Below are 14,778 nucleotides of genomic sequence, written 5' to 3'. Positions count from 1 at the left end.
CACCTTCTTATCCACCTACCACAAAGGAGGAGAAAAGTTTGCACTTTAACAAACAGGTTTCAGATGGATATATGGATTTTAGATTAATCGAGGATCCAGAAGAGATGGCGGAAATTAGAAAAAAGATTTCCACAGGAGAAACACTTAGAAGTTCTTATTATGAAGATAAGGGAGAATTTATACGAGCTTATGAACCGATACCAATAAGCAGACAGTATTTCTCATGGGTAAAAAATATTGTAACAAAGTGGGACTGGGGACTTTCTACTAGAGTAGAAGTAGGTAGACCTGTTTTTGATATATTAAAAGATCGAATACCTACAACTATGACTCTAAATATTGTAGCTCTATTATTCTATATTCCTATAGGTTTAACTCTTGGTATAATTGCTGCATTAAAAAAGAACAAACCTTCAGATAATTTCATTACAATCGCAGTAATGGTAATGATATCCATACCGGGTTTCGTTGTTATGATTATACTTGTTATGATATTTGGATACCATTTAGAATGGGTACCATCAATCTTCCCTGCAAAAGATGTAGATATGGCCCTGAGAATTCGTGGACTTATTTTACCGGTAATGGCATTGTCATTTTGGCCAGTAGCATGGTTAACAAGGTTAACTAGGGCTGAACTAACAGAGGTTTTGACCTCAGAATTCCTACTATTAGCTAGAACCAAAGGGTTAACAAGAAGACAAGCTGTTATTAGACATGCTATGAGAAATTCAATGGTTCCATTAGTACCAACTATAATATTTTCTTTTGTTGGAATATTAGGAGGGTCGGTTATAATGGAGATGATTTATTCAATACCAGGTACGGGACAAGTATTTATAAGAGCACTTACTAAAAATGCGTATGATTATAACCTTCTGTTAAGTAATTCAGCTTTTTATACTTCCATTGGACTGTTTGCAACATTAGTTGTTGACCTTACATATGGAATAATTGACCCAAGAATTCGTATGGGAGGTAAAAAATGATGAATAATGAGACAAAAGTTATAAATCGAAATATCCCAAAAGAACAATTTGAATTTGTACAAAAGGGTAAAAAATTATATGACCAGAAAATTCAAGGTAAGCCAATAGGCTACATGAAAGATGTTTGGATGAGATTTAAAAAGAATAGAGCAAACTTAACTGCATCAACAATATTATTAGTTTTAATTATATGCTCAATTATTATGCCGGGATTATCAGGCAAAGATTATACTAAGCTTGATGAAAAGCTTTCTTTTTTACCTCCAAGAGTTCCTCTATTGGAGAAAATTGGAATTATGGATGGTACTGTATTTTTAGAAGATATGCCTGCAGATTTATCAAAATTTGATGAAGAAACAGGATTGTATTTACCACTGAGTTTTAATGAAAAAGCCATAGATATGAAAACTCTTATTAATAACCGTGTAGAAAGTGCAGAAAAATCTCCATATGTTTTAAACGGTCAATCATTATTAATGTTAGATTACGACTCAACGTCAGTTACTGTTGAATCTACTGAGTTTTACAATTTAATTAAAGCTAATAATCCTTATATTGAAATAGATGTATACGAGTTAGACAGCAGTTCTAATGGGAAAATAGAGGTTCTTCTGCAAACTGATTTTGGTGGTGATTATACAGTTATTGACACTATAACTGAAACTGGTAAGCACCAAGTTAAATTATTTGAGTTAAATGAAGAGTTGTATGCCGATGTTGTATCTAAACTACGTGTACGTTATAGCTCAGATAATAAAGGATCTTCTGCTGCACTTACAAGTATCTCATTATTTGACGACAGCAGCAAAGAACCAGTATTATTTGATGAAGGATTTAAACTAGCAAGCTATAAAATAATGGATGGTAAAGGCTCGTATCAGAGGCAAAATGGTGTGATGATTATTACATCATTTAGATACAATAAATATATAGCCGCATTTGACTTAACTCATGAAACAGCTTTCTCTGCAAGTGAATATGATAAATTATTAGAAGAGTGGGGGGACAAGGTAGAGAAGATTCCTAACCCTGATAATCCGGATGGATGGTTTTTTACTGAAGGTTTTCCAATTCGCGAAGTTATAAGAAAAAATGATTCTGTTGTAGTAGATGGGAAAAAATATTCTTCATACGAGGTCTATCTCGATTATGCTGCTTATTTAGGATATGATGATTTGCCATACTATTTGTTTGGAACATCTCAAGCAGGTAGAGATTTGTTTTCATTAGTTTGGGTAGGTTTGAGAACATCATTGTATATTGGTTTAATAGTTACTTTGATAAATGTAACTATTGGAATTTTGTTTGGTGCTATTTCCGGATATTACGGTGGAACTGTTGATATGTTAATGCAGCGTTTTGCTGAGTTGGTGGGTAGAATACCATGGTTAGTTGTTTTGTCTATAATGGTTGTTTTATTTAATCCTGGAATTAAGACATTAATACTGACACTGGTTATATCTGGATGGATAGGAACGGCAAGTGTAACAAGAATGCAGTTTTATAGATATAAAAGAAGAGAATATGTTCTTGCATCCAAGACAATGGGTGCTAAAGATTCACGTTTGATATTTAGGCATATTTTACCTAATGGTATTGGTACAATTATTACATCAAGCATACTTGGAATACCTGGAGTAATTTTCACAGAGGCTGCTTTATCATACTTAGGATATGGTATTGGGCATGGACAATCATTCAGCATCCTAGGATTCACTTTCTCAGGTGTATCAATAGGTGTATTATTATCTGATGCAAGAAATTTCTTGTTCAACTACCCATATTTGACTATATATCCTGCAATAGTAGTTTCAATATTGATGATAACATTTAATATGTTTGGAAATGCATTAAGAGATGCATTTAACCCATCATTGAGAGGGGTTGAAGATTAATGAATAAGAAATTGATAGTAGAGAATTTAAGTGTATCATTTAGAACAGTTACAGGAAAAGTTAGAGCGGTAAGAAATATTAGTTTTGATTTAAACAAAGGTGAGACATTAGCAATAGTTGGAGAGTCAGGCTCAGGTAAGTCTGTTACTACAAGGGCAATTATGGGAATATTGGCTGGAAATGCTATAGTTGAAGATGGAAAAATCATTTATGATGGCGAGGATCTTTTAAAGATAACAGAAGAAGAGTATCATGAAATACGTGGTAAGAAGATAGGTATGATATATCAAGATCCTTTATCTAGTTTAAACCCTATAATGAGAATTGGTAAACAAATTACTGAAGGTTTGTTGCTAAATGGATATCATCTTAAAAATAAAATAGAAAAGCTATACAACAAAGAAAGAGTTGCTTATTTAGTAACTAAGAGAGATATAAGGAGTTTAAAAGAAAAGATAGCAGAGAATAAAAAGAATAAAGAACCTTATAATGATCTGAAAAAACAGATTGCTGAGTTAAAAAAACAGTTACCAACAGCCAAAAAAACTATGAAAATAGCTAAGAAAAAAGCTACTAAAGTAGTAATGAATGAATATAATGAGCAGAAGGCAAAATATCATGAAGAGATAAAAGAAATTCGTAGAAATCCTGAGGGGCTAGAACCAAAGGTAGTTAAAGAGAAAATATCAAATAAAAAGGAAGAGCTTAGACGTATTAAAAAGGTTACTAAAAAGGAAGCCAAAGAAAGGGCTTTAGAGGTTATGAGAGAGGTTGGAATTCCGCAGCCTGAAAAAAGGTTTAAGCAGTATCCATTCCAGTTCTCTGGTGGTATGCGCCAGCGTATAGTTATTGCAATAGTTTTAACGGCTAATCCAGATATATTAATATGTGACGAACCAACAACAGCTTTGGATGTAACTATTCAAGCACAAATATTGGAGCTTATAAAAAAATTAAAAGAGGAACGTGGATTAACTGTTATTTTCATAACCCATGACTTAGGAGTTGTTGCTAATGTTGCAGATAGAATAGCTGTTATGTATGCTGGTAAGATTCAAGAGATTGGTACTAATGAGGAAGTGTTCTACGACCCAAAACATCCATATACATGGGCTTTATTAGGTTCAATGCCTGATTTAACTTCAAAGGAGAAGCTAATAACTATTCCTGGAACACCTCCAGATATGAGATTTCCTCCTAAGGGTGATGCTTTTGCTCTTAGAAGTGAATATGCTATGAAAATAGATTTTGAAGAGCAACCACCTATGTTCAAAATATCAGATACACACTATGCTGCTTCTTGGCTTCTGCATAAGGATGGTCCAAATATTGATAAGCCAACTATACTTGATGAAAGAATAGAAAGAATGAAGGTAATGACAGAAGAATTGAAAAAGGAAATGGAAAAGGAGCTTAATACAGATGAGAAACAGTTTGAAGTTTAAAAATAAGATTGAGATTAAACAGAGTGAAACTGCACCTGTACTTAGTATTAAGAATCTTAAAAAGCACTTTAAATCAGGTGTTGGAAAACAAAAGTTAGTAGTTAAGGCTGTAGACGGTGTAAGTTTTGATGTTTATAGTGGTGAAGTTTTTGGCTTGGTTGGTGAATCTGGTTGTGGAAAAACAACTACGGGAAGAACCTTGGTGAAGCTTCATGAACCAACAGATGGAACAATCGAATTTTTGGGAAAACCTATAGCAGAAGGTATAAAATCAAATATTGAAGCTATCCAAGAGGCAAAAAAAATCATTAGAAGTGAAAAGGATACTGCAAAGAAACTTGAAGCCAAAAAGTCTATTAAGTTCAACAGAAAAGAGATAAGAAGGAAAAAGCGTCAGAATGAAAAGCCTAATTATGAGTTAATGAAGAAGATGCAGATGATTTTCCAAGATCCTATCGCATCTCTTGACCCAAGGATGACGGTTAAAGAGATCATAGCTGAAGGTTTAAGAATTTCAGGTGTGAAGAAAGACTCAGTAATTATTGAACAAGTTAATAAGGTTCTAGAAACTGTTGGGCTAGTGCCTGAACATGCAAATAGATATCCTCATGAATTTAGTGGTGGTCAACGTCAGAGAATAGGTATAGCAAGAGCTTTAGTTCTCAATCCTGCTTTCTTAATAGCAGATGAGCCAATAAGTGCACTTGATGTATCAATACAGGCTCAAATAATCAACCTCTTAAATGACCTCCGTAAAGAGTTCGGAATAACGATATTGTTTATTGCCCATGATTTATCTGTAGTAAAGTATATTAGCGATAGAGTGGGAGTTATGTATTATGGTAATATGGTTGAACTTGCACCCGCTGACGAATTATTTGAGAATCCATTACATCCTTATACAAAATCATTGCTTTCTGCAGTTCCATTACCTGATCCAAACTATGAAAAGTACAGAAAAAGAACAATCTATAATCCTCAAACAGCTCATGATTACTCAGAAGAAGAACCTGTATTTCATGAAATAAGAGAGGGACATTTTATTCTTGCCAACTCAAAAGAATTGGAAGAATACAGAAAAGAGTTGAAGGGATAATGAATATAAAGAGAATTTTTACTACAATAGCTTTATCTATTCTTATAATGTCACTAGTATTGTTTTTAAGATATGATTTTGAAATGAGCTTGGTTAATCTATCTAATGTATTTTTCTTAATGGGTACAGTTTACTTCTTTCCTGGGTTAATAATTGTATCTGGTGCTGCTGGTATATTCTCTAGTATTGGATATTTAAGTAGAAGAATGTTTTCAAAAAATAAAGGTGATGGAAATCACTTCAAAACATTCAATGATTATAAGGAATATAAGCATATAGAGAATTCAAAATATAATACTAAAGGAATAGGAGTAAATATATTACTTGTAGGTGGGGTATATATTACAATATCTGTTGTTACAGGTATGATTATTTGATGGAGGTATAAGTCTGCGTTAAAAATTATACACTTATTGTTACTAAATATAGGAATAAATTATATCGTGTAAAAATCTCCAACTTGGTTTGAGTTTATCAGAACTGAGTTGGAGATTTTGTTTTTAAGTTATAGTCAATGGTCTTAAGAATGCATTTAGCGAAAGATGAGAAATGAATATAGGGTAGAGCTCTGATGTCTTTGGGGTGGGGTGTTAGATTATTTTATTTACAAATATTATTTTGAATATTGATTTACATATATGAGATTATGTAAACTAAACTAATGAAAACTTAAACAAAATACAGCGATACCATAGAAAAGTCTTTAGTTTATAAAAACAAATTAATGAATAAAAATAACAATTATAAAATAAATTTAGTTATAAAGGGATGATTTTATTGAAAGGATTATTTATATGCAAAAATCTTCATAACATGATTTTGAAACAAGGAACATTACGTGGAAATGTTCACTCTGTATTTAAAAATGCATTGAACATTGAATGTGATGATTTAATCATAACACTTTTAAGTAAGGATAAAAAAATGTCTCCAATGAGTGTGATTTTGGATGTAGGAGAACAAGTTGATTTTTATGATTTAAATATAACAAAAGGTTTATCATTTGAATTTAGCGAAAGTGGGATTTCTTGTACACAAAAGAATTTATATATAGACATGATTAATGCTAAAAAGTGGTCTTCACTTGTTGAAACAAATATTTCAAACATTCCAGAACAGCAACTTTTAGAGAACATAAAGATTATTGGAGAAGGATTAAAAACATTTGGGAAGCTTTATGGTATGGGGCCATTAGTAAATACCCTTGCAGGTAAATTACCAGAACTTGATCTATCTTCTTTTCATGAATGTGGTTTTGATAGAAGATTTGAATTTATAAATGATAGGTTTATTAATTTCATTTATGGTGTTATTAAAGCAGATGTGGATGATATAGGATATTTAGCACAGGATGTTATAGGTTTTGGATATGGGCTTACACCATCAATGGATGATTTTATTAGCGGTCTAATGATTACATACATATATATGGGAAGTTATTATAACTTAAATCTTCAACAAATATATGAATTTAATAGTAAAATCATTAGCTCATGCTTATATAAAACAACTAGAGTTAGCTCTGAAATGTTAAAGCATTCATCAGTGGGAGAGACAAATGAAGCGGTATTTAATCTAATGGGGGCAATTTTCAATTTTGATAATGATGAAGATCAAAATCATAGACGTATTATTAAAGCATTGATTGACGTTATTGGATTTGGTGAAACATCAGGAACTGATACGGCACTTGGTATTTACGCAGGACTTAGGATCTTGAGTAATTTAAAGTATAGGAGGGGATGGTTAAATGAATCTGTGTGTAGAGATTAGAAAAAATACTTACTATGATTCGGTGGCATTAATGCTAATAACTAAGGAAATTAAAAAAATGTCAAATGTTAAAGACGTTATAGTTGGTATGGGAACAGAACTGAATAAAGAACTAACAGAAAACTTGGGATTGTCAAATGATGAAGTAAAGGGATTGACACCAAATGATTTTTTCATAGCAGTTGCAAGTGATGAGGAAAATATACTTAAAACCATTGTTAAAAAGGTTGATGAATTATTAAATACTAAGGCAGACAACCATGATTCAGCTTTAGAGTATAAACCCACAACTCTCAGTTCAGCAGTTAAGCATCTTGAGGGAGCTAATATGGCAGTTATCTCCTTGCCAGGAAAGTACGCTGCTTATGAAGCAAGAAGAGCATTAAATAATAATCTTCATGTAATGTTATTTAGTGATAATGTGACAGTAGAAGAGGAAATCAAATTAAAGGAAATAGGCAGAGATAAGGGGCTGCTAGTTATGGGACCAGATTGTGGTACTGCAATTATTAATGGAGTACCCCTTTGCTTTGCAAATGTTGTGAGAAGAGGGGATATTGGTATAGTAGGAGCTTCTGGTACAGGAACCCAGGAGGTTACTGTGATTATAGATAAAATGGGTGGTGGAGTATCCCAGGTTATCGGAACAGGGGGAAGAGATCTTAAAAGTCAAGTTGGTGGAATTATGATGATTGAGGGATTTAAAGCCTTAATTCATGATGAAGAAACAAAGGTTATAGTGTTAATCTCTAAACCACCAGCACCTGAGGTAGCAGAAAAAATATTAAATATGGTAAAAACCACAGATAAGCCAGTTGTTGCATGTTTTATAGGTGGAGATAGGTGTGAAATTGAAAAGCAGGGTGCATTCTCATGCTTAAACCTTGAGGATGCAGCAAGAAAGGCAGTACTGTTAGCAGAGGGAAAAGAAATAGAGGATTTTACTGGCTTTACATTATCAGATGAGGAAATAGAAAAAATTGTCCAAGGTGAATGTAAAAAGTTTAATAAAGGACAGAAGTACTTAAGAGCTTTATATACTGGAGGCACCTTGGCGGATGAAGCAATGAAGATGCTAGGTAAAGAAGGTTATAGGATATACTCTAATATACAATTCTCACCGGAACTTAGATTAGAGGATACACATAAAAGTGTGGAGCATACATGCATTGACCTGGGTGACGATGATTTCACTGTTGGAAAGCCACATCCTATGATAGATCCAGCGGTTAGAGTAGAAAGACTTATAAAGGAAGTCCAGGATCAGGGCATTGCTATAGTACTTATGGATTTTGTCCTTGGTTATGGATCAAATATAGATCCAGCAGGGGAAATGCTTGAAGCTATAAGAAATGCAAAAGCAGCTATGAAAAAAAATAATAAATATCTATGTGTAATTGGGTATGTATGTGGTACAGAGGGTGATCCTCAAAATTACAAACAACAATGTGAAAAATTAGAAAAAGAAGGGGTTGTATTAATGCCATCAAATGCTCAAGCTGTAAAACTATCCTCATTAATTCTTGAAAAACTAAATAAAATATAGAGGAGGTGCGCAATGCCCGAGATAAATGAATTATTCAATAAGAAACTTAAGGTTATAAATCTCGGATTAGAGTCTTTTCATAAAGACTTAAAGGAACAAAAGGTAGAGAGTATCCATGTTAATTGGAGACCACCAAGTGAAGCAAGTAAAAAACTTTCTGCATTAGAATCAACGAGTATAAGTGAAAAAATTGAAAAAGCAAATAAGGAGGCGATAGATAGACTTCTTGCTGCTGAGCCAATAATTGTTGGCATTGGTCAAGCTGGTATTGATATTCCAGGAATGACAAAGCATACAATTCTTCACGCAGGGCCACCAATAACCTGGGATAGAATGAGTGAGCCAGTTAAGGGCGCTGTAATAGGTGGTTTAATATATGAAAAGCTTGCTACAAATGAAGAAGAGGCAAGAACTCTAGCTGCCTCTGGAAAAATAAAATTTGATCCATGTCATCATCACAAAACTGTAGGTCCTATGGCTGGAGTTGTAACTTATTCAATGCCTGTATGGATTCTTCAAAACAAGACTTTTGGAAACTATGCATATTGCACATTAAACGAAGGATTAGGGAAAGTTTTACGATTTGGAGCTTTTGGCCCAGAAGTAATTGAAAAATTAAACTGGATGGAAGCAGTCCTAGCACCTGTTCTAAAGGTTGCTATGGTTTTGAAGGGGAGCATTGATGTTAAAACAATATTAGCACAAATGATTCAAATGGGTGATGAGGGACATAACAGAAATAAAGCAGGGACTTCATTGTTATTTAGGGAATTAGCACCATTTATAGTTAAAACAAATTTTTCAGATAGAATAAAAGCACAGGTGCTAACTTTCATAGATAAGAATGATCATTTCTTTTTAAATGTTTCCATGCCAGCATGCAAATGCAGCTTAGATCCACTTGAAAATATAGAATACAGTACAGTGGTCTATGCCTTGTCCAGGAATGGTACTGATTTTGGAATCAGGGTAGCAGGTACTGGAGATAAGTGGTTTACAGCCCCTTGTGAAAACGTTACAGGTCTTTATTTTCCAGGCTTTGATGAAACCGATGCAAACCCAGATTTAGGAGATAGTACAATAACTGAAACAGCAGGAATAGGGGGATTTGCTATGGCTACTGCTCCAGCAATTGTTCAATTTGTAGGAGGGACACCAAAGGATGCAGTAAATTATACAACTAGTATGTATGAAATTACCTGTGCTGAAAATAATGCTTTTAAGATGCCCAATATGAATTTTAGAGGAACACCTACTGGAATAGATTTTAGAAAAGTTATTGAAACAGGAATTTTACCAATTATAAATACTGGAGTTGCATGCAATAGAGCAGGTGTTGGTCAAGTAGGGGCAGGTATAGTTCATCCTCCAATGAAATGCTTTAAAGATGCACTTTCTTATTTTGTTAAAAAGACAGTTAAATAATTAATATAAATGGAGGTATATATGAACATTATTGATATTTTTAAAAATGTGAAAATGTATGATTTAACTCAAAAGATTAGTCACTTAACGCCAGCGTGGCCAACCTATGAGCCTCTTGAAATCAAGTTTTTCAAAAGACTTTCATCAAATGGTGCTAATGGTCAGGTGTTAACTCATTCAAATCATGTTGGTACTCACCTGGATGGTTCTATGCACTTTTGTACACATGGACGGGATATAGCAAGTATTCCATTAGAGGATCTTGTGGGACCAGGAGTTGTTGTTGATATATCTGATATTGCAGAGGATTATGGAATATACACTTCAAAGGACATAATGGATAGAGCAGATGTTAGAAAGGGTGATATTTTAATTATACACACTGGTTACCACAAATATGGCTGGGATGAACCTGAGGCAGATGAGGAAAGGTTTATGATGAGACATCCAGGACCAACAAAGGAATTCTCCAAATGGTGTAAGGAAATGGAATTTAAATGGATAGGTGTTGACTGTGGTTCTGCGGATCATCCAATGAACACAAAAATCCGTGAATGGGCTCCAAAAGAAGCTAGACGAGCAGATAGACATTTAAAAGCTAAATACGGTAAAGGGCTCGAAGACTTCTGGCCAGAGGATGATTATCAATTAATGCATTATGACTTGTTCCCTCATGATATTATACATGCTGAAAATCTTGGTGGAGAAATTGATAAAGTGCTGGGTAAGAGACTAATAATAGGATGCTTCCCATGGAGATTTGAAGGTGGAGAATCCTGCATATCTCGTATTGTAGCATTTGATGCAGAGTAACTTTTGACCGAGAGTAAACTTAAAAGAGATATATAAGAATTGATTTTCAATTATTTATATAAGAAGTTCATAAGTGTACAGGTAGGTACATTAAATATATTAGAAAGGATGGGAAATAATGAAAATAGACAAAATGGAACAAAGTTTAAGACCTGTTGAAACACCAATGGCACCTTATCCAGCTAAGTATATCACCATGGCCACTGGAGAAAAATTAGTAATTCGTCAAATCAAAAGAGAAGAGGTGCCACTTATTTTAGAAGCTGTAAAGCCTCTTATGACAGTTGAAGCTGACTTTTATGATATTGTTGCATCTAGAATATACTCCGAGCTTTTAGGTTATTACAGATATAGAGTTAAGGATGAATATTGCTTAATTGGAACAATAGATGGAGTAATAGTTGGTATTGTTAATGGTCGCTTAGTTGATGAAAAGGTTGGAATGTCCTATCATACCATGACCTTAAAAAGAGGGCTTAGAATTGGAGCACAATTATTTGCTGCAAAAATGGAATATCATTTAGATATCTTAAACCAGGAAGAAGTACTAATAGTTGCTGAGAGTCCAAATGGATTCAAGAGATGGATGATTGAATATGAACTTGAATCAAGACCAGAAACATGGCATGAGCTAGGTGGAGTACCAACATATGTGTTAACTAAAGAATTGTGGGAAAAACACAAGGGTTCTAAACTTACTGGCCGCCGTCCTGTAAAGGAAGAATTACTTAAAACTGCAGAGAATCCAATTCTTCCATCAACTTATGTGCAAATTCCAGGGTATAAAAGATGAGAGAAGTTGGTATTGTAGGGGTAGGTCATAGTAAATTTGGTAAAATGTCAGGCGGAACATTTACTGATATGCTAAGCATGGCTGCAATGGAAGCACTTGATGATGCAGGTGTAAAAACAGGGATAGGTCATGGTGTTGATCAGGTTTTTGTGTCAACAATGGGGGCGGGTATCCTTAATAAACAAAGTGGTATAGCATCTGCACTAGTGGATTATTTAAATCTAAGACCAGCGATGGCTGAAACAATAGAAAATGGTCCAGCTTCAGGAGCATCTGCTATAAAACTTGGTTATATGGCTATTGCCAGTGGTATGTGTGATTGTGTCCTTGTTGTTGGTGGAGAGATGATGAGGGTTGTTAGCGGTTGGGAAGGCACTGATTTTGTTGCAACAATGCTTCACCCAGAAGCTGAATATGACTATGGACTAACATTGCCAGCTTTCGCAGGACTCTATACAAAATTATGTATGGAGAAGTATGGAGTAACTGAAAAGGATTTATCAATAGTATCAGTTAAGAACCACGAGAACGCAGTCCATAATCCAGTAGCACATATACATGTGGTGCCTAATCTTTATTGTATAACAGATGATGAGGACGCACATGTAATGAATCCATATGTTGCAGAGCCACTTCGTATGTACCATTGTTGCCCTGTATCTGATGGGTCAGCAGCAGTTTTATTATGTGCTATGGACAAAGCAGATAGATTCAATAAAAAACCAATAAAAATAGCAGGGATAGGTCAAGCTACAGATACTCATGTAGTGGCTGAAAGAGAAGTCCCTACGGATTTGCTTGCAGTTCGTCTTTCAGCAGAAAAGGCATATAAAATGGCGGGGCTTACTCCACAGGATATTGATGTTGCAGAACTTCATGATGCTTTCCAAATACTAGAGATAGTTGAATCAGAAGAGGTTGGATTTTTTAAAAGGGGTGAGGGTCATATAGCAGCCAGAAATGGAGAAACAAAGATTGGTGGCAAAATCCCAATTAACACCTCAGGAGGTTTAAAAGCAAAGGGACATCCACTTGGTGCAACTGGGGTTTCCCAGGTTGTAGAAATTGTAAAACAACTTAGAGGAGAAGCTACAGGACGTCAAGTAGAGGGGGCTAAAGCTGGTCTTACTGTTAACTTTGGTGGTTTCGGAAATAACGTTGTTGCAATGATACTTACTAAGGAGGAGGAATGATTATGACACAAGAAATGTATGCTTATAAATGTACAGCTTGTGGTGAACTCCACCATCCTAAGCATTATGTATGTAAAAAGTGTGGAAATAGAGAGTTTGATGAAGTTCCACTTTGTGGGGAAGTAACTCTTTTAACCTATACAAAAGTATATAATCTTCCTGAGGGATACATGAAACCATATTTAGGTTTTGGAATTGCAAAATTTACAAATGGTCTTGTTGTAAGTGGACAGCTGGAAGTAGAGAATCCTCAGATAGGAATGAAACTTAAGGCAACAGTAGGTATTGTAAAAGAAGGTATAGGTAAGGATTATTACGGATTTATTTTTAAATAAAATCAGGGACAGTTATTAAAGGGTTTCATAGTGAAATATTATTTCTTAATAACTGTCCCTTAATAATAAGATTTTCAAAGTAATTAACCATATTAAGTAAATTAAAAACATATATATTAATAAATAGATAATTTTTTATTTCATAGAATTTACATATTAATATATAAGGAGAATATTATATGTCAAGAAATGCTCATACTCCAAAAGAGAATGAAAATGGAAAGGTCTTAAAAATATCTAGAAAAATTATCTTAGCTATTCAACATTTAATTGCAATGTTTGGTGCTACAGTTTTAGTTCCTATACTAACAGGATTAGATCCATCAGTAGCCTTAATTGCTGCGGGGGTTGGTACACTTATATTCCATTTATGTACTAAGGGAAAAGTACCTGTATTCTTAGGTTCTTCTTTTGCATTTATACCTGTAATAATTACAGTAAGAGAAATGTACAATGGGGATCTCACTTATGCACAGGGAGGTATTGTAGTAGCTGGTTTTATTTATGTAATAGTATCTTTATTCATTAAAAAGATTGGTATTGACAGAATTAAAAAGATATTGCCACCTCAAGTAATAGGTCCAATGATAATGCTAATAGGACTGAATTTAATTCCAGTGGCAATTGATATGTCAAGAGTTAAAATATGGGTTGCAGCTATAACTCTATGTACAGCTTTGATAATAACCATTAAAGGTACTGGTTTCTTTAAGCAAATCGCAATTTTATGTGGTGTTTTTGTAGGATACATAGTGTGTCTTGCAATTGGTTTTGTTGATACTTCAATAATAAGTGAAGCAGCTATTGTTTCAATACCTGAATTTGCTTTACCTACATTTGATATAGCTGCAATATTAATAATTGCTCCAGTTGTTCTTGCTGTTTTCATGGAGCATATTGGTGATATAACAACTAACGGTCAGGTAGTAGGGAAAGATTTTATTAAGGATCCAGGTTTAAATCGTACACTTTTAGGAGACGGATTAGCTACATTATTTGCTGGTTTTATAGGAGGTCCTGCCAATACTACTTATAGTGAAAATACAGGAGTTTTAGCAATTACTAAAAACTATGATCCTTTAATTTTAAGGATTACGGCTATATTTGCAATTATCCTTGGATTTGTGGCAAAAGTTGGAGGCGTACTAAGGTCAATTCCTGTACCAGTAATGGGTGGGATAAGTTTAATGCTATTTACTATGATTGCTCTTATTGGTGTTAAGAATATGAAAAACAATATTGAAAAGTATGATGCAGGAATTATTATAGTAATAGCTACTATGTTAATTATAGGACTTGGAACAACTTACCTTCAAAAATATACAGGAATTAGTCTTGGAATACCTGTAAATAAAGACGTTATGATTTCAGGATTAAGTCTTGCTGCAATAGTTGGAATCATATTAAATGTAATATTAAATAGAAACAAACCAATAAAAAATAATTAAGGTAAGTAAGCCATTCTGTGGATCTAT

13 protein-coding genes are annotated in these 14,778 nt (G+C 33.9%); all 13 read left to right on the top strand.

All coding sequences use genetic code 11. From position 1 onward, the window contains the following. The first annotated feature begins 38 nt into the window (after positions 1 to 38). The 13 genes from OW730_RS16160 (at position 39) to OW730_RS16100 (ending at position 14,751) form a co-directional block, all read left to right on the top strand. Positions 39 to 989 (top strand): ABC transporter permease, encoded by a 951-nt coding sequence (locus tag OW730_RS16160; protein WP_271225085.1) that lies wholly within the window; start codon positions 39 to 41, stop codon positions 987 to 989. Next, positions 986 to 2,884 carry an ABC transporter permease gene (locus OW730_RS16155; RefSeq protein ID WP_271225084.1) on the top strand — a complete coding sequence of 633 codons (1,899 nt, stop codon included), beginning with the start codon at positions 986 to 988 and terminating at the stop codon, positions 2,882 to 2,884. The genes OW730_RS16160 and OW730_RS16155 overlap by 4 nt, the downstream gene beginning before the upstream one ends. Next, positions 2,884 to 4,329: an ABC transporter ATP-binding protein gene (locus OW730_RS16150; protein WP_271225083.1), complete on the top strand. Its 1,446-nt coding sequence runs from the start codon at positions 2,884 to 2,886 to the stop codon at positions 4,327 to 4,329. The genes OW730_RS16155 and OW730_RS16150 overlap by 1 nt, the downstream gene beginning before the upstream one ends. Next, positions 4,307 to 5,425 carry an ABC transporter ATP-binding protein gene (locus OW730_RS16145; protein ID WP_271225082.1) on the top strand — a complete coding sequence of 373 codons (1,119 nt, stop codon included), beginning with the start codon at positions 4,307 to 4,309 and terminating at the stop codon, positions 5,423 to 5,425. The genes OW730_RS16150 and OW730_RS16145 overlap by 23 nt, the downstream gene beginning before the upstream one ends. Next, positions 5,425 to 5,802: a DUF3899 domain-containing protein gene (locus OW730_RS16140; protein WP_271225081.1), complete on the top strand. Its 378-nt coding sequence runs from the start codon at positions 5,425 to 5,427 to the stop codon at positions 5,800 to 5,802. Before OW730_RS16145 ends, OW730_RS16140 begins: the two co-directional genes overlap by 1 nt. Positions 5,803 to 6,202: 400 nt before the next feature. Continuing rightward, on the top strand, positions 6,203 to 7,198 hold the full coding sequence (locus tag OW730_RS16135) for a DUF2877 domain-containing protein (RefSeq protein WP_271225080.1): 996 nt from the start codon (positions 6,203 to 6,205) through the stop codon (positions 7,196 to 7,198). Further along, on the top strand, positions 7,176 to 8,744 hold the full coding sequence (fdrA, locus tag OW730_RS16130; protein WP_271225079.1) for an acyl-CoA synthetase FdrA: 1,569 nt from the start codon (positions 7,176 to 7,178) through the stop codon (positions 8,742 to 8,744). The genes OW730_RS16135 and fdrA overlap by 23 nt, the downstream gene beginning before the upstream one ends. 12 nt (positions 8,745 to 8,756) lie before the next feature. Next, on the top strand, positions 8,757 to 10,169 hold the full coding sequence (locus OW730_RS16125; protein ID WP_271225078.1) for a DUF1116 domain-containing protein: 1,413 nt from the start codon (positions 8,757 to 8,759) through the stop codon (positions 10,167 to 10,169). A gap of 21 nt (positions 10,170 to 10,190) precedes the next feature. Then, positions 10,191 to 10,982 (top strand): cyclase family protein, encoded by a 792-nt coding sequence (locus OW730_RS16120; protein ID WP_271225077.1) that lies wholly within the window; start codon positions 10,191 to 10,193, stop codon positions 10,980 to 10,982. A 118-nt stretch (positions 10,983 to 11,100) separates the two neighbouring features. Continuing rightward, a complete protein-coding gene (locus OW730_RS16115) occupies positions 11,101 to 11,775 on the top strand; it encodes a hypothetical protein (protein WP_271225076.1) in 675 nt (224 codons plus the stop codon). After that, positions 11,772 to 12,968: a thiolase C-terminal domain-containing protein gene (locus OW730_RS16110; RefSeq protein ID WP_271225075.1), complete on the top strand. Its 1,197-nt coding sequence runs from the start codon at positions 11,772 to 11,774 to the stop codon at positions 12,966 to 12,968. The genes OW730_RS16115 and OW730_RS16110 overlap by 4 nt, the downstream gene beginning before the upstream one ends. Before the next feature lie 2 nt (positions 12,969 to 12,970). Further along, on the top strand, positions 12,971 to 13,303 hold the full coding sequence (locus OW730_RS16105) for a Zn-ribbon domain-containing OB-fold protein (protein WP_271225074.1): 333 nt from the start codon (positions 12,971 to 12,973) through the stop codon (positions 13,301 to 13,303). A gap of 179 nt (positions 13,304 to 13,482) precedes the next feature. After that, a complete protein-coding gene (locus OW730_RS16100) occupies positions 13,483 to 14,751 on the top strand; it encodes a uracil-xanthine permease family protein (RefSeq protein WP_271225073.1) in 1,269 nt (422 codons plus the stop codon). The last annotated feature ends 27 nt before the right edge of the window (positions 14,752 to 14,778 follow it).

It is taken from the genome of Oceanirhabdus sp. W0125-5, assembly GCF_027938815.1.
Lineage (GTDB): Bacteria > Bacillota > Clostridia > Clostridiales > Clostridiaceae > Oceanirhabdus.
Note: the sequence above shows the minus strand (reverse complement) of the source record. Positions and strands in the feature narration are given on the sequence as shown.